Here is a 17353-nt window from a genome sequence, read left to right on the forward strand (position 1 = left end):
TGATATTATCGAGCACCGGCTCAGGGTTGTTAATCCCGCGCTGCCGTTAGTATTATTATTCAAAATAATGTGTGACGTGGTGCGGCGTCATTGCATTGCGCAGATTTGCCGACTAGGAATTTCTGCGACCCCCATGGACGGAGAGATAGATTGACCGACGACAACAACAACGCTCGCAAAAATATCGACCTGCTCGAGCTGACCGCCCATATCGTGTCCGCCTATGTCGAGAAGAACCGCTTGCCGGCTTCCGGCCTCGGCGATCTCATCGCCAGCGTCAGCGCTTCCATAGGCGGCCTCGGGCAACCGGCTGTGCCGGTCGCCGCGCCGCTGACGCCTGCCGTCAATCCCAAGAAATCGGTGACGCCGGACTACATCATCTGTCTCGAGGACGGCAAGAAGTTCAAATCCTTGAAGCGCCATATCGGCGTTCATTTCGGGCTGACGCCCGACGCCTATCGCGCCAAATGGGGCCTGCCGTCGGACTACCCGATGGTCGCCCCCAACTACGCGGCCTCGCGTTCGCAGCTGGCCAAGGCGATCGGTCTCGGCCGCAAAGCCCCCCCGCCCGCGCCCGTCAAGGGCAGGGGCAGGAAGGCCAAGGCGACGGCCTAAAGCATCGTTCGAAGCCCTGCAAACGCAAGCCTCGAAGATTGGCGGGACAGCGCCCCCCTCTGTCCTGCCGGACATCTCCCCCTCAAGGGGGGAGATCAGCTGCCTCGCCGATGGCGCTACGCTTTAAACGTACAAATCTTTGAACGTACAAATTGCCTTCGAAGCCGGAGACTGGCGAAGGACGTCGCGACGTCCAATCTCCCCCCTTGAGGGGGAGATGTCCGGCAGGACAGAGGGGGGGCGCGAAGGAACTCGACCTGCGCGCCAAATAACCCTCTCCATCTCCGCCGAGCGTGGTTGCCGCCTGCAATTGGTATGGCAGCCTGAAAAAAGCTGGAGCCACGCCGGATTTTTGCGCGCGCCCTGCGCCGAACTGCGCTAAAGGCTTTTTTGGCCGGACCAGCGCCCATCGAGGAAGTGCCCCGCCGGCCGACATAGCCGCCACGGGGCCTTATTCCATGACCACAGAATCCCAAGTACCATCCGACCAGCGCTATGCCGCCTTTCGCCATCGGCCGTTCCTGAGCTACTGGGCGGCGCGCTTCCTCTCGACATTCTCCACCCAGATCGTGTCGGTCGCCGTCGGCTGGCAGATCTACGATCTCACCCGCGACCCGTTCGACCTCGGCCTTGTCGGCATCGTCCAGTTCCTGCCTTCTCTGCTGCTGGTGCTGGTCACCGGCGACGTTGCCGATCGTTTCGGGCGCCGGCTGATCATGGCGCTGGCGGTGCTGGTCGAGGCGGGCTGCGCCTTGGCCCTGCTGCTGCTGACGCTACGCGGCCTCTCCGGGCCGATGCCGGTCTTCATCGTGCTCGCCATGTTCGGCATCGCGCGCGCCTTCTTCGGGCCGGCCTCCTCATCGCTGTTCGCCAATCTGGTGCCGCCCGAGGATTTCGCCAACGCCATCGCCTGGAACTCGTCCGCCTGGCAGACGGCAACCATCGTCGGGCCGGTCGCCGGCGGTCTGCTCTACGGGCTTTCAGCCGAAGCCGCCTACACCACCGCCGCCGTGCTGATGCTGGTTGCCGCCGTGCTGATCTTCACCATCCCGAAGCCTGCCCAGCGCAGCCGGACCGACAGGCCGACGGTACAGACCCTGTTCGCCGGCTTCGGCTATATCTGGAGCGAAAAGATCGTGCTCGGCGCGATTTCGCTCGATCTGTTTGCGGTGCTCCTGTCCGGCGCCTCGGCGCTGCTGCCGGTCTACGCGCGCGATATCCTCGAACTCGGCCCATGGGGGCTCGGCCTGTTGCGCTCGGCGCCCGGCGTCGGCGCCATCTGCGTCGCCATCTGGCTGGCCGGACACCCGATCCGCAACCATGCCGGCCTTGTCATGCTCGCCTTCGTCGCGCTGTTCGGCGCGTTCACGGTTCTGTTCGGCCTCTCGACCATCACCTGGCTGTCGATTGCGGCCCTTGCGCTGCTCGGCGCCACCGACATGTTCAGCGTCTATATCCGCGAGACGCTGATCCAGCTGTGGACGCCGGACGACGTTCGCGGCCGCGTCAACGCTGTCAACCAGGTGTTTGTCGGCGCTTCCAATGAGCTCGGCGAATTCCGCGCCGGTACCATGGCGGCGTTGATCGGCACGGTTCCGGCCGTGGTGGTCGGGGGTGTCGGGGCGATCGCCGTTGCCGGCCTATGGGCGGTGCTGTTCCCGCAGCTGCGCAAGGTGCGTCATCTCAGGGGGCGAAACTGATTACCGCAGCGCCGGCTTGCCGAAAATCATCGGCAGGAACTCGCCGAGCCAGCGCTTGAGGTGCATGTCCCAGATCAGCCGGCCGCCGAGATGGTCGCGGCCGGGCTGAGCGCCGGGCAGTTCGAAGCGGTGCGCGCCGCGCACCACCCAGCGCTGCATCATCGCCCGGGTCAATTCGCCATGGAACTGGATGCCCCAGGCATTGTCGCCGTAGCGGAAGGCCTGGTTGGGATAGGTTTCGGCCGTCGCCAAAAGCGTCGCGTCCTTCGGCAGCGAAAAGCCCTCGCGATGGAATTGATAGACCATCTCCGGCCAATGCATCAGCCTGCTGCCCGCTTCGGTCGCCTTCAGCGGATACCAGCCGATTTCGACGAGGCCCTCGCCGTGGCCCTCGACCCTGCCGCCAAGATGCTTGACCAGCATTTGCGCGCCGAGGCAGATGCCAAGCAGCGGCCGGTTCTCGTTGAGCGGAATTTTGAGCCAGTCGGTCTCGCGGCGGACGAACTCGTCGCCGTCATTGGCGCTCATCGGCCCGCCGAACACCACGGCGCCGGCATGGCCATCCAGCGTCTGCGGCAAGGCCTCGCCGAGCGGCGGTCGGCGGATGTCGAGGTCGAAGCCTTCCTCGATAAGCATATGGCCGACCCGTCCGGGGCTCGAATGCTCCTGATGCAGCACGATCAGGATCTTTGGTCTCGGACTTGGCTTGGGCGGCATTGGAAGGCGGGATCCTGTCTATTCGTCGCTTGAGGTTCCGGCAGCACCAGGAGCCGCGGCGGCCGCCTTGAGGCGCGCCTCGACACGGTCGCGACGTTCGACGCCGATCAGCTCGGCGACCCGCCACACGGTATTGTCCTCGAGTTCGTGCAGCTCGCCATCGGCATAGACGATCTCCCACATCAGGCCGATGAAGGCCTTTCGCGCCTCGGCGTCGAGATGGCGCTTGAGCACGCTGGTGAAAGCGTAGAGGTCGATCGCCTCATTGTCGGCCCGCTCGCCGGCAGCCGCCAACGCGTCGAGTTCGTCGCCGCTGATCGAGTAGCTTTCCGCCAGCACCTTCTTGAACCGTTCCCATTCGCTATCCTGGCGCACCCCGTCGGCGTTCATCACGTGGAAAAGCAGGGCGGACGCGGCAATGCGCGGATCGTCGGCGCTGGGGCTGGCGCCACCACCGGACGGCAGATCCCTTAGAAACGACAAAACGCGTTCGAACATCAAATCATTCCCAATAAGCCCGGGTCCACTCGACCCTGATCAGAATAAACGAAACCGGCGCGTCGATTTATCCGCTGCGTCGTCTGGATCGACGCCGGGGTCGTCGGGCAGCCGCGTCAGCTCCTGCGCTGGCTCGACGGCCTCGGCATCTTCCGGCACTTGGGCAAACGCCGCCGCGGTGATTGGTGTCACATGATCCTCGCCGGCACGGTCGTCCGTCTTTTCCTCGGTCGCTGTGCCCGGTGTCTCCGCCGTGTGCTCGATCGTCCCGGCTCTTTCCTGTACCGGCCCGGCTGGAGCCGCGATGGCCGGCACCGGCGCCTCCGGCGTATCCTCATGACCGTCGATCAACTGCCCGAGCCGCTCCATCGGCGCCCGCCATTCGAATGCATCGAGCCTGCCGGTGATCGGCGATACCGGAGCCCAGCGTTCGGAGACGACACCATCGGCAACCCAGGCCGGGTCGCGCGGCGCTCTCACCGCCTTCGACAGCAACTGCCGCACCTTGCCCTGGTCGCCGGTCTCGGCCTCCTCGATATCGGCCAGCAGCAGATAGGCGCCTTCGCGGCGATCCATGCGGATCGCGGCTTCCGCCTCGCGGCGGGCGGTTGAAAAATCCTGCGCATCCAGCGCGGCGCGCGCCACGGCAAGCGAGGACTCGGCATGGTTCTTCTTCAGCTCCTGCAGCTTCTTTGCCCGGTTCAGCCGGTCGAGCACGGCATCGCCCGGCCTGGCATGGGTGTAGAGCTCGGCGATCTCCGGATGCGGCTCGGCCTTCCACCCCGCCTCGAGGATTTTCGAGCCTTTGCGCACGTCGTTCTGCCTAAACAGCAATTTCGCCGCGACGACCGCCGCCGGTGCAAAATCCGGCCGCAGCCGGTTGGCTTCGAGCGCCGCCGCCCTTGCGGCATTGGCATCGCTGTCGATCAGCGCCTGCGCCTTGGCGGTCAGCAGCACGGCGCGGCGGCGGTTGGCGGCGTCACGCTCGATCTGCCGGGTCGACTTCTGGGCGTCGACCAGTTTCAGCGCGCCATCCCAGTCGCCGCGTCCAGTCAGGTCTTCCAGCGTCGATTCGGCCGCCCAGGCCAGTTGCGGCGCTACCGCCGCGGCACGGCCGGCATAGTGGCGGGCTGCGTTGCGGTCGCCGAGCCGCTCGGCCTCGAGATAAAGCCCGCGCAGGCCGAGCAGCCGCATTTCGGGATCATCGAGCATGGTCTCGAACTTTTCGCGGGCGCCTTCATGGTCGCCTTCGAGCAGTGAGGCCTGCGCGTCGAGCAGCTGGATCAGTGGCTCCTGATCGGAGCGGATCAGCTTTGCCGCTTCCTTGGTCTTCTTGCGGGCGAGCGCGCCGTCACCGGCCCCGGCGGCGATCATCCCGGTCGACAGCGCCTGGTAGCCGCGGTCGCGGCGACGCACGCGGAAATAGCGCGAGATCGTATAGGGGCTGTTCCACAGCGCCTTGATCAGCCACCAGACGATCATCACCGCGGCAACCACGGCAACGACCGCCACCGCCGCGACCATCAGGCTGACCTGGTATTGATAGCCATTGAAGGTGACGAGCATTTCGCCCGGCCGGTCGGCCAGCCAGGCGAAGCCGAGCCCGAGCGCAAAGACGACGGCAAGGAAGGCGAGGATGCGGATCATCGGGTTCCTCACGCCTTCATCGCGCCGGCGATGAGCGAATCGATCAGCGTCTCGACCTCCATCCGCGCTTTCAGCTTGCCGGCAAAGTCGGCGCCGGCGGCCTTGGCCGCCTCAGGCAGGGTTTCGTATTCGCTGAGCGCCTTGGCGTAGTCGCCCTGGTTGACCGCGACCTCCATGCGCGCGACGTTTTCCGGGACGCCGGTGCCTTCGACGGCGCCGATCGGCCTGACCTTGACCAGCGATTCGGCGCTGGACAGCAGCTTCTGCAGGATGCCGGCATTCTGGTCGATGGGAGTCGCGGCAGCGACCATCGCGTTGGCGGCGCCGTCCGCTTCGGCGGCGATCTCGGAGCGCATCGGGACGCCCTTTTCGGCATAGGTGCGCAACGTCGCGATCTCGGGTGCATCGGGTGAGATCGCGGCAAAGGTTTCGAGCTCGGCGGCGAACGGTGCACCACGGTCGAGCGCTGCCTTGAGCGCCGAAGCGGCAATGGCCAGTGCGATCTTCGGCTGCGAAGCCTGTGCATCGACCTTGCCCGAGATCTGTGAAACCGACCGTTCCAGGGCCGCAAGCCGGCTGTCCTGCGCCTTTGTCGTCTCGCCGGCCGATTTCACCAGCGCATCGAGCGCGGCCAGCCTTTCGTTGAGCGGGCCGAGATCGACCGGCGCCGTACCGCCGGCCTTGCCGAGGGCCGCAACCGCCGTCTCGATCTGCCTTACCTTGTCGCCAAGTGCCGCCAGGCCGGCATTGTCGCCGGCACCGCCTTGCTCGACCGCCGACTTCAACGTCGCAACGTCCGCCCTGACCTGATCCAGCGCCGACGACAGCCCGTCCACCTTGGCCGATGCGTCATTGTTGGCGCCGGCCTGTCTGAGGTCCGCGACCTCGCGTTTCAGCGAAACGATCTCACCATTGACTGCGTCGAGCGACACGCCGCCCGACCCCGGCGCACCGAGCAGGCCGGCAAATTGCAGCCCGCCGGCCGCGGCGAGGGCGATGACGCCGCCGACAATACCGGCGGCGATGCCGTTGATGCCGCTTCGCTTCGGCTGCGCTGCCATATGATCGTCCCTCGTCTCAGCTGTCTTCTCGCCGGAACCTGGGATCCCCGGTTCGTTGGCCCCGGTTCCGCTGGATGCATCTTCGAAACTGTAGTCGGAAACCGTGGAGCGCCCGGCCGGCGCATCCGAACCGGCGGGATAAGGGGTTTCCGCTTCCCTGGCAGAATCGGCGCCGGCGTCCGCCGGCTCTTGCGTGCCGGCCGGCGCGGCTGCGTCGGCATGTTCCCATGGCTCGAGATCGGTCTGGTCCGCATGCACCGGCTCTTCAGGTGGCTCCGGCTGCGAGGCGTTCGCCGCTTCCTCGGCCCGCGCCTCGTCGGTCTGCGAGGTCACGGCATCCTGTTCGTCGGCGACTCGCGAGACGGCGCCAGGTTCGAGCTCGATGGTCACCGGCTCACGGCGGCTCTTGGAATGCCGCATCTTCGGCGTCTTGACCATGCTCGGGCTCCGCAAAATTCGCTTCGGGATGGTTTGAAGGGTCTAGCACATCACCAAGCGGTGAAAAGGGGCGGCGTGATGACGCCACGGCTTGGAATTCAGTTTTGGCAAAACGCCGCAGGGCCGAATCCGCGTTTCAAGCCAAGGCCCATGCTCGGCACACAAAAAACCCGCCTCGGCGGGCGGGTCGTTGGAGCCAATTGGCACCGTAACCAAATTAGTAGCATAGCTGCCGGCACAAAGCAAGAACAAAATGTGCCCGAGAGCAATCACCTGAGTTTGGCGCCGCCCCTCAAGGACGGCACAGAGCCGCAGCGAATGCCATCAGCGCGGCGCCTGCAAAAGTCCTAGCAAGGCATCTTCGTAGGGCTCGGGCGCAATCCGGATCCTTTCGCCGGCGACATCGCCGATGGCGGCGGCAATACGTCCCGACAAGGCAAAAAAGCGCGTTTCCTGGAAAAGGCTACGCAGCGCCGGCCGGCTAGCCAGGGCCTGCATCGCTTTTGCCGCCTTGGTCGAATAGAGCAGCACCGCCTCGACCGGCCGGGCGGACAGGCGCGCAAGAACGGCCTCGTCGGAGTAGTCCAGGACAACGGTGTCGTAGGTCTCGACGGCGCGGACCTGAACGCCCGACGCCAACAGCCCTTCCTCGAAGCCGGGAAATCGCACCCGCCCGCAGAGATAGACGATCGTCTTCCCCGCGTAACCGCCAGCAAGCGCATCGGCCAGCGCCTCGGCATTGCCCGCGCCTTCGCTGACCGACAGAAACGCGGCAGCGCGGGCGGCTTCCGCCGTCTTCCTGCCGACGGCGTGGCACGGCAAGCCGGCGAGCGCCGCGATGACCTCTTTCGGCGCATGGCGAACGGCATTGGCGCTGGTGACCGCGACCGCTGCGGCGTCAGCGAGCGCGCCGGCATCGACCGGCAGCGCCACGGTTCCGGTCAATGGCAGCAGGATCGGCTGAAAGCCGGCATCCGCAAGCCGGCGCCCCGTGCGCGACGCGCCCGGTTCGGGCCTCGTCACCAGGACGCGGAGCATGTCAGGTCCAGCCATCGAAGAATGTTTCGCCGGCCTTGGCCCGAACGGTCGCCGCGGCGTCCGCGCCAATGCGCGCCACCTCCTGCGCCGGCCCTTGCAGCCTGACTTCATGCGACTGCGTGCCATCGGGCGAGATGATCAGCCCGGCAAAGGAAACCGTTCCGCCCGATATCGTCGCATGTCCGGCGATCGGCGTGCGGCAGGACCCGTCGAGCGCCGCCAGGAAGGCGCGCTCGCAGGCCAGCGCCTCGCCGGTCGGCCCGTCGTGGATCGCTGCCAGCATCTGTTCCACGTCGCGGTCTCCGATGCGGCTTTCGATGCAGATCGCGCCTTGCCCCGGCGCCGGCGGAAAGACCTCGAGCGGCATCAGGTCGGTGACGACGTCTTCGAGCCCGAGCCGCTTCAGCCCGGCATAGGCGAGGATTGTGCCGTCGGCGATGCCGTCGTCGAGCTTGCGCAGCCGCGTCTGCACATTGCCGCGAAACATCACCACCTCGATGTCCGGCCGCATCCGCCGGATCAGCGCCTGGCGCCTGAGCGACGACGAACCGACCCTGGCGCCTTGCGGCAGGCCGGCAATCGTTCGCGCCGCCTTGCCGATGAAGGCATCGCGCGCGTCCTCGCGCGGCAGGAACGCGGACAGTTCGAGCCCCTCGGGCAACAGCGTCGGCATGTCCTTCGACGAATGCACGGCGATGTCGATGCGGCGCGCCAGCAGCGCCTCCTCGATCTCCTTGGTGAACAGGCCCTTGCCGCCGGCTTCCGACAGCGGCCGGTCCTGGATGCGGTCGCCGGTGGTCGAGATGACAACCACCTCGAAAGCTTCCGCCGGCATGCCGTGCGCCGCCATCAGCCGCGCCTGCGTTTCATGCGCCTGCGCCAGCGCCAGCGGGCTGCCGCGTGTTCCGATTCTCAAGGTTGTTTGCATGACGCGTCGTCCGTGATAACCCCCGGCAGGTTTTCGGGCTTTCTCCTATCGGGGAAAGGCCGGTTGCACAATCATCGAGGACAGCGACGAATTGATCCGCGTTCTGGGCATCGAGACGAGTTGCGACGAGACCGCCGCCAGCGTGGTGGCGCTGGACGGTCGCAGCACGCCGCAAATCCTGTCGAACATCGTGCTCAGCCAGATCGAGGAGCATGCTGCTTTCGGCGGCGTCGTGCCGGAGATCGCCGCGCGCGCCCATGTCGAGGCGCTCGACGGCATCATCGAGGCAGCGCTGGCCGATTCCGGCGTCGAGCTCGCCGACATCGATGCGATTGCCGCCACCGCCGGCCCCGGTCTTGTCGGCGGGCTGATCGTCGGCCTGATGACGGCCAAAGCAATCGCCGCGGCAGCAAAAAAACCGCTGATCGCCATCAACCATCTCGAAGGCCACGCGCTGACGGCCAGGCTGACCGACGGGCTCGACTTTCCCTACCTCTTGCTGCTGGTCTCCGGCGGCCATACCCAGATCGTCGCCGTGCGCGGCGTCGGCGACTACCAGCGCTGGGCGACGACGATCGACGACGCGCTTGGCGAGGCCTTCGACAAGACGGCCAAGATGCTCGGCCTGCCCTATCCGGGCGGACCGAATGTCGAGAAGGCGGCGGCAACCGGTGACGCGACGCGTTTCGCCTTTCCGCGCCCGATGAAGGGCTCCGTGCAGCCCGATTTTTCCTTCTCCGGCCTCAAGACCGCGGTGCGCCAGGCGGCAACCGCGATTGCCCCGCTGAGCGACCAGGATGTCGCCGATATCTGCGCCTCGTTCCAGGCGGCGGTCGCGGATGCGCTGGGCGACCGTGTTGCGCGGGCGCTGACCCGGTTCCGTCAGCAATTCCCGGGCAAGGCCGCGCCTGCATTGGTTGTCGCCGGCGGCGTCGCCGCCAATCGGACCATCAAGGCGACGTTGCAGGGCCTGTGCAAGCAGGCCGGGTTCAGCTTCGTCGCGCCGCCGCTTAACCTCTGCACCGACAATGCGGCGATGATCGCCTGGGCCGGCATCGAGCGCTTGCGCGCCGGCATATCAGGTGAAAACGCCGCCGATTTCGTGCCGCGCTCGCGCTGGCCGCTGGACAGCGTCTCGGCCCCGATGGTCGGCTCGGGCCGGCGTGGGGCCAAGGCATGACCGGCAGCGGGCACAAGGCGCCAAGCGGCTGGCGCGTCGCCGTGCTCGGCGGCGGCGCCTGGGGCACGGCGCTGGCGCTGGCCACGCTGCGCGCCGGTCATTTCGTCCGCCTCTACGCGCGCGACCCGGAGACCGTCGCGGCGGTCGACCGTGGCGAAAATCCGCGCTATCTGCCGGGCATCGCGCTCGATCCCGGCATCGTGGCGACGAGCGACATCGAGGCGGCGCTCGACGGTGCCGACTGCGTTCTGGCGGTAGCGCCGGCGCAATCGTTGCGGATTATGCTGACGGCCGCGTCCAGCCATATGCCGAAAGGCGTCCCGCTGGTCCTCTGCGCCAAGGGCATCGAGCGCGACACCGGCGCGCTGCTGTCGTCCATCACCGAGGAAATACTGCCGGCAAATCCGGTCGCCGCTTTGTCCGGCCCAAGCTTTGCCACCGACGTCGCCAGGGGCCTGCCGACGGCCGTCGTGGTCGCCGCCCGCGACGAGGCTCTGGCCACCGACCTTGCCGCCCGCTTTTCGGCGGAAAATCTGCGCTGTTATTCGAGCGACGATCTAATCGGCGTCGAGATCGGCGGCGCGCTGAAGAACGTCTTTGCAATTGCCGCGGGTGCCGTCACCGGCGCCGGGCTCGGTGCCAGCGCCCAGGCGGCGATGGTGACGCGCGGCTTCGTCGAATTGCGCCGCATCGGCGCCGCCTTTGGCGCCAGGCCGGAGACGTTGATGGGGCTTTCCGGCCTCGGCGACCTGCTGCTCACCTGCTCGTCCGCGCAGTCGCGCAATTTCGCCTATGGGCTGGCGCTGGGGCAAGGCAAGCCGCTTGTCGGCTTGCCTTTGGCCGAAGGCGTGCCGACGGCGGCAATCGCCGCCCGCATCGCCGGCGAGCGCCAGATCGACGCGCCGATCATCGCCGCCGTCGCCGCCATACTGGACGGCACCATAACTATAGACCAGGCTGTGTCGGCGTTGATGACAAGGCCACTCAAGACCGAAACCGACATGTAATCGCGAACGATTGCGGAGATGGAAAGATGCTGTTTGCGTTGATTTGCAAGGACAAGCCAGGAAGCCTGCAGGTGCGGCTCGACACGCGGCCCGAGCACATTGCCTTTCTGGAAGGGCTGAACGGCGACAAGAAACTGGGTTTCGCCGGCCCTTTCCTCGACGCCGACGGCAAGCCGGACGGCAGCCTCGTCGTTGTCGAGGCGCCCGATCTGGCGGCGGCAAAAGCGCTGTCGGCGGCCGATCCCTATACCAAGGCAGGGCTGTTCGAAAGCGTCGAAATCCGGCAATGGAACTGGAGCTTCAACAAACCTGTGAGTGAATGATCGTTCGTTCGCCCTGCCCCTCATCCGCCTGCCGGCACCTTCTCCCCGTGAAGAACGGGGAGAAGGGAGAAGCTCCAGCGCTGGCGACCCCTCTCCCCGTCCTTACGGGGAGCGGGTAAGGGTGAGGGGCAGCGCCAACGCTGGATAGCGACAAACCGACAACGGCAACGGGATAACTGAGATGAACTACTGGCTGTTCAAATCCGAACCCTCGGTCTTCTCCTTCGAGGACCTCAAGGCCAAGGGCAAGGCCGGCACGCAGTGGGACGGCGTGCGCAATTATGCGGCGCGCAACAACATGAAGGCGATGCAGATCGGCGATCTCGGCTTCTTCTACCATTCCAATGACGGGCTGGACATCGTCGGCATCGCCGAAGTCTGCGCTCTGGCCCATCAGGACAGCACCACCGACGATCCCCGCTGGGAGTGCGTCGACATCCGCGCCTTCAAGGCCATGCCGAAGCCGGTGACGCTGGAGCAGGCCAAGGCCAATCCAACGCTGGCCGACATGGCGCTGGTGCGGCTCGGGCGGCTGTCCGTGCAGCCGGTGACGCCGGCCGAATGGCAAGAGGTTTGCCGCATGGGCGGCCTGACGCCGGCGCCATGACGGCGCTGACGCCGGACAGCGCCAGGAAATTCATCCTCGACAACACGGCGCTGATGGCGCCGCCGCATGTGCCGGAGATCCGCCTGCACCTGGCCGACGAGGCGCACGAACTGTGGCAGCGGGCCGAGGACGAGCTGACCGAAATCGGCCTGCCGCCGCCCTTCTGGGCTTTTGCCTGGGCCGGCGGCCAAGGCCTTGCCCGCTACATCCTCGACAATCCGGCGGCGGTGCGCGGCAAGCGCGTGCTGGACTTCGCCTCCGGCTCCGGCCTTGTCGCCATTGCCGCGGTGAAGGCCGGAGCTGCCGAGGTGATCGCCGCCGATATCGACCCATTCTGCGCGACCGCGATCCGCCTCAATGCCGAGGCAAATGGGACCGAGATAAAATTCCTCATCGGCGACTGCATCGGCAGCGATGCCGGCTGGGACGTGGTGCTGGCCGGCGACGTCTTCTACGACAAAACTTTCGCCGACAGGCTGATGCCGTGGTTCCTCGCGCTGAAGGCGCGTGGCGCCAACATCCTCGTCGGCGATCCCGGCCGCTCCTATCTGCCGAAGACCGGGCTGGAGCCGCTTGCCGTCTACGAAGTGGCGGTGACCCGGGCGCTGGAGGACGCCGAGGTCAAGCGCACCACCGTCTGGCGCCTTGCTTGACGGCATCGCCGAACAGGCGTTCCATCGCGCAATCGACCGGAGGGAACCATGGATTTTTCAGCAATCAATTGGCTGGCGGTAATCGTCGCCGCCGTCGTGGCGTGGTTGTTCGGCGCGGCCTGGTACATGGGCTTGAGCAAGCCGTGGCTGAAGGCCGCCAAGCTTGATCCGGCGACGATGAGCAAATCGATGCTGCCCTTCGTCGTCTCCTTCATCGCGGAGCTCGTCATGGCGCTGGTCATGTCGCTGATCATCGGCGCCGTAACCGGCGGCGAGCCGAGCCTGCTTGCCGGGGTGATCTTCGGCTTCGTTCTCTGGCTGGGGTTCGTCGCCACCACGCTTTCGGTCAACCATCGTTACGAAGGTTTCGGCTGGGATCTGACGCTCATCGATGTTGGTCACTGGCTCGGCGTGCTGCTTCTCATCGGCGCGGTGATCGGCTGGTTCGGCGCGGCGGCGGGCTGAACGTCAGGTCGGGGTCCTTGCGATTTCGTCGAGAAGCCAATCGCGAAAGGCGGCAATGCGCGGATCATTCGCCGCACTTTCGGGATAGACCAGGAAATAGGCGAATTCGGGCGCGACCTTGATGCCGAGTTCGAACGGCCGGATCAGCCTACCTTCCGAAAGGTCGTTTGCCACCATGGCGAAATCGGCGAGCGCGACCGCGTTGCCGTCGAGCGCGGCCTGGACGGCATCCGTCGAATTGCCGAACACGATGGTCCGGCTGTCGTCGAAATCGTCGACGCCCGCCGCCGCCATCCACATGCTCCAGTTCGGCCAGGTGACGCCCTGGCGCGACCACTCGATATGCGCCAGCGTATGATGGAACAGGTCGCGCGGCTCCTTGAGCGGCGGCCCTGACCGCAGCAAGGCCGGGCTGCAGACGGGGATGATGACGTTTTCGAACAGCCGGTGCGAGCGAAGCCCCGGATATTTGCCGGTGCCGAAACGGATGCCGAGATCGACGTCGTCGCGATCGAAGTCGCGCACCTCGTAACTGATGTCGAAACGCAGCTCGATTGCCGGATGCTGCTTGCGAAAATCGTCGACGCGCCGCATCAGCCACTTCGTCGCGAATTGCGCATCGAGGGTGACCTTCAGCAGCGCCGATCCGCGCGCCGTCTTCTGCGCCCGTGAGACGGCCCGGCCAAGCAGGTCGAGCGCATCGGTCGAAGCTTCGAACAGCACCGCGCCCGCCTCGGTCAGCCGGATCGTGCGGCTGGTGCGTGTGAACAGCACGATGCCGAGCTGATCCTCGATTTCCTTGATCTGATGGCTGACCGCTGCCGGCGTCAGGCCGAGCTCGTCGGCGGCGCGGGTGAAATTGAGATGCCGGGCCGCTGCCTCCAGCGTCCGCAGCGCACGGGTTCCAGGCAGCAGGCGCGCCATCAGTGCCAGACGAGGAGGGTTCGGTCGAGGGTTCGGTCGAGCATTCCAATCATCAAACAGAACTTGAAGATGCAGAAAAAACTACTCGTTTCCCGTTTGAATTTCAATCCGCCATGATCTGAGCATCGAAGAAACATCAAACCGGATTTGATGTCCGGAGAAGCGGATTGCACCATGTCTGACATCGCCTTGCGCTCGGTAACCCTCCGCCCGGCCTGGCTGCGCGCCGTGCTTGAATGGCTTCGGCACGCAAAAATCGCGGCCAGTCTTCCCTACGAAAATGTCGAGGATCTCTCCGATCGCCAGCTTCGCGACATAGGCGGCGAACGCAAGGACATCGCACGCGCCATGGACCGCGAACTCGGCCGGCTCGGCCTTCTCGACATCGGGTGGCAAAGGAGTAAGGGAGTAGGGGAGTAGGGAAGCTAAGCGGCGCGCCCACGCCTGTCTTACCCTTACTGCCCTATTCCCCTACCCCCTTATTCCCCTACTCCCTTACCTCACCACCCTTACCACCGTCCGCTCCGACAGCAGCGGCAGCAGCCGTGCCATAGTGCGGGCCGTTACCGCGACGCAGCCTTGCGTCGGCGTGAAGCCGGGGCGCGCCAGGTGGAAGAAGATGGCGCTGCCGCGCCCGCGCCGGCGCGGCACAATGTTCCAGTCCAGCACCAGGCAGGCGTCATAGAGATCGTCGGTGCGCAGCATCCGCTCATGGCTGGCGCCATAGGGGATTTTGACCGGGCGGTTGTAGTTGCGGTCCCCGGGCACTTCGCACCAGCCGAGGTCGCGGCCGATCGGCGTCATCGCCAGCCGCGTCCGGCGGCCGCCGGCAAAACGGTCGCCGCGAAAATACCCCGACAATATCCGCATCGAGGCAAGCGGCGTGGCGCCGTCGCCCTCGCGCTTGCCGGCCGAGATGCCGCCATGCCCCAGCGCACATGGAAACACCAGTTTGCCGGCCTGCAGAAACCCCTGGCTGGGTTGGCCGGGGCGCGCGCGCACGGTGAGCACGGTGAGCCCTTTCGGCAAAATTGCACCGACTGCATTGCGATCGTGTTTTTTCTTGTATGATCGTGCCACGGAACAAATCACTGTGAACGGCTGTTGTGCCGGTCAGCTTCCGCATAAACAGGCAGCGGTCAACTGAAATCTCTTTTCAAAACAACGGATTGATCCATGACTTCACGCACCATTCTGATCGTCGACGACGATGACGACCTGCGCGGCACCCTTGTCGAGCAATTGTCGCTTTATGAGGAATTCGATGTCCTGCAGGAAGCGACCGCTGCCAAAGGCGTCGCCACGGCGCGTGGCGGGCTCATCGACCTGCTCATCATGGATGTCGGCCTGCCCGACATGGATGGCCGCGAGGCGGTAAAGATATTGCGCAAGGGCGGCTACAAGGCGCCGATCATCATGCTGACCGGCCATGATACCGATTCCGACACCATCCTTGGCCTCGAGGCCGGCGCCAACGACTATGTGACGAAGCCGTTCCGTTTTGCCGTGCTGCTGGCCCGCATCCGCGCGCAGTTGCGCCAGCACGAACAGAGCGAGGACGCCACTTTCTCGGTCGGCCCCTACACGTTCAAGCCCAGCCAGAAGCTTCTGATCGACCCGCGGGGCGCCAAGGTGCGGCTGACCGAAAAGGAAGCCTCGATCATCAAATATCTCTACCGTGCCGACCAGAAGGTGGTGACCCGCGACGTGCTGCTGGAGGAAGTCTGGGGCTACAATTCCGGCGTCACCACGCATACGCTCGAAACTCACGTCTACCGGCTGCGCCAGAAGATCGAGCGCGATCCTTCCAACGCGGAAATTCTCGTGACAGAAAGCGGCGGCTACAAGCTGGTTCCTTAAACATTTCATTATTCAAATAAGCGATCCGGGCGGGGCGCTTTTCGGGTACGGTCCTGAGGCTGGAGGTGGTTTTGGATCGGCCTCGTAGGGGAGGAGTCGGACTAACGGTTCGGGGACATAGCTAGATGGCGCTGGATGACGACATCCGCATCCTGTCCACCGTGAGGCTCTTCGAGGGCTTTACGCAGGAACAGCTGCGTCTGCTCGCCTTCGGCGCCGAAACCACCATGTTGAAAGCCGACCACAAGCTTTACCGCGAGGACGACGAGGCCGATTCAGCCTACATCGTCGTCAGCGGCCGCATCGTGCTCTACCGCGAGCACGACGGCGAGCGCATCCCGATCGGCACCGCCGGCCCCGGCACCATACTCAGCGAACTGGCGCTGATCGCCGACACCAACCGGCTGACCAGCGCCTCCGCCGAAATCGATTCGGAAGTGCTGCGGCTCAGCCGCAAGATGTTCCGCCGCATCCTCGAGGAATACCCGGAACTGGCGGTTCACTTGCACCAGCGCATTTTGGAGGATTTCCAGGCGATGATCCGCCGCATCGAGGAACTTGGGCCGCGTTTTGCCGGCTAATGTAGCGCCTTTGGCCTAGCCAGATTGGAACTGCGAGGGCTCAGGGCCGGTGCATTGCGGAAACAAGCTCGGCCTTGCGCCGTGCCGTCTCCAGTCCCAGCGCAATGAAGCGGCGCGCATGTTTGGCCAGCTCCATATTGTCGGTCCACAGATTGCGCCAGATCGCGGTTTTCCGCGACAGGTTCTCGTCGACGATTTCCGAGGAGAAGGACTCGAAGCTGAGGTCGTCGCTGTAGCCGATGGCGGTCAGCGCATCGAATATCGCGGCAAAATCGATATTGCCGGTGCCGAGGAAACCGCGATGGCTCTCGCCGATATGGACATAGCCGATCTTCCCGACCGCATTGCGAATGGCCAAGCCGACATCGGCCTCCTCGATGTTCATGTGGAAGCTGTCGAGATGCAGGAAGATATTGTCGGAGCCACTGTCCGCGATGAAGGCCATGCCTTGCGCGGCGGTGTTGAGCAGATTGCTTTCGAAGCGGTTGACGATTTCGAGGTTGAGGGTGACGCCGGCTGATTTTGCCGTGTCCGCCACCTTGGCCAGCGTGCCGGCGCTGCGGTCCCACTGGTCACGCGTCGGCGCCTCGCTCTGCAAGCCGTGGCTGGTGCTGAGGATGCCGGCAACCTTCTGGCCGCCGAGATCGCGGGTCAGCGCGATCGTACGTTCCAGGATTTCGACGCCGTGCGCGGCAATCGTTTTGTCGGCGCTCGAAATATCGCCGTCGGCCGGCAGTCCAATGCTGATCGCAACGCCGAGGCCGAGATCGGCGATCCGCTTGGCCAAGCCGTCAATGTCGACATTGGCGGGGTCGAGATAGGAGAATTCGATCAGGTCGAAGCCGGCTTCCCTGGTGTTGGCCAGCGTCCGCTCGAGGTCGCCCTGCGCCGAGCTCGCCGACCAGACGAATGAGTGGATTCCGATGCGCGACATAATCGTCTCCGGTTATTTCCAGCTGACCCAAGTCCAAAGCGGTTTTGGCAATCCAATGCTCGGACAAAAAGGTGGGGCCGGGCGAAACGGCCGCGCCAGGCGCCGGGGGGGTTGAGCACGTCGGGGGCCGCCGGGGATAGGGTATAATTAGTGGGCGGACAAAGCTTAGGGGGGGGG

General features: G+C 65.2%; 20 protein-coding genes. 11 read left to right on the forward strand and 9 right to left on the reverse strand.

Annotation, left to right across the window (positions count from 1 at the left end; translation table 11 throughout):
- Positions 1-150 precede the first annotated feature (150 nt).
- Together NKI41_RS15005 and NKI41_RS15010 are read left to right on the forward strand one after the other, a co-directional pair.
- A complete protein-coding gene (locus tag NKI41_RS15005) occupies positions 151-615 on the forward strand; it encodes a Ros/MucR family transcriptional regulator (protein WP_352481010.1) in 465 nt (154 codons plus the stop codon).
- Between the two features lie 458 nt (positions 616-1073).
- Positions 1074-2315 (forward strand): MFS transporter, encoded by a 1242-nt coding sequence (locus NKI41_RS15010; RefSeq protein WP_352683747.1) that lies wholly within the window; start codon positions 1074-1076, stop codon positions 2313-2315.
- On the opposite strand, the gene NKI41_RS15015 is transcribed toward NKI41_RS15010, so the two are convergent.
- The 6 genes from NKI41_RS15015 to hemC form a co-directional block, all read right to left on the reverse strand.
- Positions 2316-3032 (reverse strand): glutamine amidotransferase, encoded by a 717-nt coding sequence (locus NKI41_RS15015; RefSeq protein ID WP_292657163.1) that lies wholly within the window; start codon positions 3030-3032, stop codon positions 2316-2318.
- 18 nt (positions 3033-3050) lie between these two features.
- Positions 3051-3530 (reverse strand): tellurite resistance TerB family protein, encoded by a 480-nt coding sequence (locus NKI41_RS15020; protein ID WP_352470762.1) that lies wholly within the window; start codon positions 3528-3530, stop codon positions 3051-3053.
- 39 nt (positions 3531-3569) lie between these two features.
- On the reverse strand, positions 3570-5177 hold the full coding sequence (locus tag NKI41_RS15025) for a heme biosynthesis protein HemY (RefSeq protein ID WP_352683749.1): 1608 nt from the start codon (positions 5175-5177) through the stop codon (positions 3570-3572).
- An 8-nt stretch (positions 5178-5185) separates the two neighbouring features.
- Positions 5186-6676: a COG4223 family protein gene (locus NKI41_RS15030; RefSeq protein WP_352683751.1), complete on the reverse strand. Its 1491-nt coding sequence runs from the start codon at positions 6674-6676 to the stop codon at positions 5186-5188.
- A gap of 324 nt (positions 6677-7000) precedes the next feature.
- Complete coding sequence (locus NKI41_RS15035; RefSeq protein WP_352683753.1) at positions 7001-7714, reverse strand: uroporphyrinogen-III synthase; 714 nt, start codon at positions 7712-7714, stop codon at positions 7001-7003.
- A 1-nt stretch (position 7715) separates the two neighbouring features.
- Positions 7716-8642, reverse strand: a complete 927-nt coding sequence (hemC, locus tag NKI41_RS15040; protein WP_352683755.1) for a hydroxymethylbilane synthase — start codon at positions 8640-8642, stop codon at positions 7716-7718.
- A 94-nt stretch (positions 8643-8736) separates the two neighbouring features.
- Here hemC and tsaD point away from each other — a divergent pair, with 94 nt between their 5' ends.
- From tsaD to NKI41_RS15070, 6 genes are all read left to right on the forward strand, one after another.
- A complete protein-coding gene (gene tsaD / locus NKI41_RS15045; RefSeq protein WP_352683769.1) occupies positions 8737-9822 on the forward strand; it encodes a tRNA (adenosine(37)-N6)-threonylcarbamoyltransferase complex transferase subunit TsaD in 1086 nt (361 codons plus the stop codon).
- On the forward strand, positions 9819-10829 hold the full coding sequence (locus NKI41_RS15050; RefSeq protein ID WP_352683756.1) for an NAD(P)H-dependent glycerol-3-phosphate dehydrogenase: 1011 nt from the start codon (positions 9819-9821) through the stop codon (positions 10827-10829). The genes tsaD and NKI41_RS15050 overlap by 4 nt, the downstream gene beginning before the upstream one ends.
- A gap of 26 nt (positions 10830-10855) precedes the next feature.
- Positions 10856-11152 (forward strand): YciI-like protein, encoded by a 297-nt coding sequence (locus NKI41_RS15055; protein ID WP_352470768.1) that lies wholly within the window; start codon positions 10856-10858, stop codon positions 11150-11152.
- Between the two features lie 181 nt (positions 11153-11333).
- On the forward strand, positions 11334-11759 hold the full coding sequence (locus tag NKI41_RS15060) for an EVE domain-containing protein (protein WP_352683758.1): 426 nt from the start codon (positions 11334-11336) through the stop codon (positions 11757-11759).
- The gene (locus NKI41_RS15065) at positions 11756-12412 is read left to right on the forward strand and encodes a class I SAM-dependent methyltransferase (protein ID WP_352540950.1); all 657 of its coding nucleotides are present in this window, start codon (positions 11756-11758) and stop codon (positions 12410-12412) included. Before NKI41_RS15060 ends, NKI41_RS15065 begins: the two co-directional genes overlap by 4 nt.
- A gap of 48 nt (positions 12413-12460) precedes the next feature.
- Positions 12461-12877 carry a DUF1761 domain-containing protein gene (locus NKI41_RS15070; protein WP_023680475.1) on the forward strand — a complete coding sequence of 139 codons (417 nt, stop codon included), beginning with the start codon at positions 12461-12463 and terminating at the stop codon, positions 12875-12877.
- Between the two features lie 3 nt (positions 12878-12880).
- Here NKI41_RS15070 and gcvA read toward each other — a convergent pair whose 3' ends face one another.
- Positions 12881-13801 carry a transcriptional regulator GcvA gene (gene gcvA, locus NKI41_RS15075; RefSeq protein ID WP_352451320.1) on the reverse strand — a complete coding sequence of 307 codons (921 nt, stop codon included), beginning with the start codon at positions 13799-13801 and terminating at the stop codon, positions 12881-12883.
- 174 nt (positions 13802-13975) lie between these two features.
- Between gcvA and NKI41_RS15080 the strand changes: the two genes are divergently transcribed.
- Entirely contained in the window at positions 13976-14221 is a 246-nt protein-coding gene (locus tag NKI41_RS15080) for a hypothetical protein (RefSeq protein WP_352540853.1), read from the forward strand.
- Between the two features lie 75 nt (positions 14222-14296).
- Here NKI41_RS15080 and NKI41_RS15085 read toward each other — a convergent pair whose 3' ends face one another.
- Entirely contained in the window at positions 14297-14833 is a 537-nt protein-coding gene (locus tag NKI41_RS15085; RefSeq protein ID WP_245274862.1) for a L,D-transpeptidase family protein, read from the reverse strand.
- A gap of 144 nt (positions 14834-14977) precedes the next feature.
- Between NKI41_RS15085 and NKI41_RS15090 the strand changes: the two genes are divergently transcribed.
- Together NKI41_RS15090 and NKI41_RS15095 are read left to right on the forward strand one after the other, a co-directional pair.
- The gene (locus NKI41_RS15090) at positions 14978-15661 is read left to right on the forward strand and encodes a response regulator transcription factor (protein ID WP_023680479.1); all 684 of its coding nucleotides are present in this window, start codon (positions 14978-14980) and stop codon (positions 15659-15661) included.
- Positions 15662-15786: 125 nt separating this feature from the next.
- Positions 15787-16242 carry a Crp/Fnr family transcriptional regulator gene (locus NKI41_RS15095; protein WP_023680480.1) on the forward strand — a complete coding sequence of 152 codons (456 nt, stop codon included), beginning with the start codon at positions 15787-15789 and terminating at the stop codon, positions 16240-16242.
- A 40-nt stretch (positions 16243-16282) separates the two neighbouring features.
- On the opposite strand, the gene NKI41_RS15100 is transcribed toward NKI41_RS15095, so the two are convergent.
- Complete coding sequence (locus NKI41_RS15100) at positions 16283-17176, reverse strand: sugar phosphate isomerase/epimerase family protein (protein ID WP_352681919.1); 894 nt, start codon at positions 17174-17176, stop codon at positions 16283-16285.
- Between the last annotated feature and the right edge of the window lie 177 nt (positions 17177-17353).

It is taken from the genome of Mesorhizobium sp. M0601 (assembly GCF_040320845.1).
Classification (GTDB): Bacteria; Pseudomonadota; Alphaproteobacteria; order Rhizobiales; family Rhizobiaceae; genus Mesorhizobium.

Coding starts and splice junctions, on each gene's coding strand:
- NKI41_RS15050 (WP_352683756.1), top strand. CDS start 9,819: ATGACCGGCAGCGGGCACAAGGCGCCAAGCGGCTGGCGCGTCGCCGTG.
- NKI41_RS15020 (WP_352470762.1), bottom strand. CDS start 3,530: ATGTTCGAACGCGTTTTGTCGTTTCTAAGGGATCTGCCGTCCGGTGGT.
- NKI41_RS15025 (WP_352683749.1), bottom strand. CDS start 5,177: ATGATCCGCATCCTCGCCTTCCTTGCCGTCGTCTTTGCGCTCGGGCTC.
- NKI41_RS15015 (WP_292657163.1), bottom strand. CDS start 3,032: ATGCCGCCCAAGCCAAGTCCGAGACCAAAGATCCTGATCGTGCTGCAT.
- NKI41_RS15035 (WP_352683753.1), bottom strand. CDS start 7,714: ATGCTCCGCGTCCTGGTGACGAGGCCCGAACCGGGCGCGTCGCGCACG.
- NKI41_RS15010 (WP_352683747.1), top strand. CDS start 1,074: ATGACCACAGAATCCCAAGTACCATCCGACCAGCGCTATGCCGCCTTT.
- NKI41_RS15095 (WP_023680480.1), top strand. CDS start 15,787: ATGGCGCTGGATGACGACATCCGCATCCTGTCCACCGTGAGGCTCTTC.
- NKI41_RS15030 (WP_352683751.1), bottom strand. CDS start 6,676: ATGGTCAAGACGCCGAAGATGCGGCATTCCAAGAGCCGCCGTGAGCCG.
- NKI41_RS15060 (WP_352683758.1), top strand. CDS start 11,334: ATGAACTACTGGCTGTTCAAATCCGAACCCTCGGTCTTCTCCTTCGAG.
- NKI41_RS15065 (WP_352540950.1), top strand. CDS start 11,756: ATGACGGCGCTGACGCCGGACAGCGCCAGGAAATTCATCCTCGACAAC.
- NKI41_RS15090 (WP_023680479.1), top strand. CDS start 14,978: ATGACTTCACGCACCATTCTGATCGTCGACGACGATGACGACCTGCGC.
- gcvA (WP_352451320.1), bottom strand. CDS start 13,801: ATGGCGCGCCTGCTGCCTGGAACCCGTGCGCTGCGGACGCTGGAGGCA.
- NKI41_RS15080 (WP_352540853.1), top strand. CDS start 13,976: ATGTCTGACATCGCCTTGCGCTCGGTAACCCTCCGCCCGGCCTGGCTG.
- hemC (WP_352683755.1), bottom strand. CDS start 8,642: ATGCAAACAACCTTGAGAATCGGAACACGCGGCAGCCCGCTGGCGCTG.
- NKI41_RS15100 (WP_352681919.1), bottom strand. CDS start 17,176: ATGTCGCGCATCGGAATCCACTCATTCGTCTGGTCGGCGAGCTCGGCG.
- NKI41_RS15055 (WP_352470768.1), top strand. CDS start 10,856: ATGCTGTTTGCGTTGATTTGCAAGGACAAGCCAGGAAGCCTGCAGGTG.
- NKI41_RS15070 (WP_023680475.1), top strand. CDS start 12,461: ATGGATTTTTCAGCAATCAATTGGCTGGCGGTAATCGTCGCCGCCGTC.